This is a genomic window from Ochrobactrum sp. SFR4 (assembly GCF_019730395.1).
GTDB lineage: Bacteria > Pseudomonadota > Alphaproteobacteria > Rhizobiales > Rhizobiaceae > Pseudochrobactrum.
Genome location: NZ_JAAPBB010001131.1, coordinates 1 through 248 on the forward strand (window position 1 = coordinate 1; position 248 = coordinate 248).

Consider the following 248-nt stretch of genomic DNA (forward strand, 5'->3'; position numbering starts at 1 on the left):
TGTTTACGCATGTCGCCGGACTACAGACGATTATTCCGTCCAATCCGCATGATGCCAAAGGGCTGCTGATCTCGGCAATTGAAAACGATGATCCGGTAATCTTTCTTGAGCCGAAACGGCTATATAACGGGCCTTTCAATGGTCACTATGATCAGCCGGTGGTGCCGTGGTCAAAACATGCTCTGAGTGAAACACCGGAAGGCTATTATTCCATTCCGATCGGTAAGGCCGCAATCCGCAGACAGGGT

Annotated in this window: 1 pseudogene; it reads left to right on the plus strand. The window is 50.4% G+C overall.

What is annotated here, in order from left to right:
- Window positions 1–248, plus strand: a pseudogene (locus tag HBA93_RS22565) (alpha-ketoacid dehydrogenase subunit beta); the annotation flags it as partial.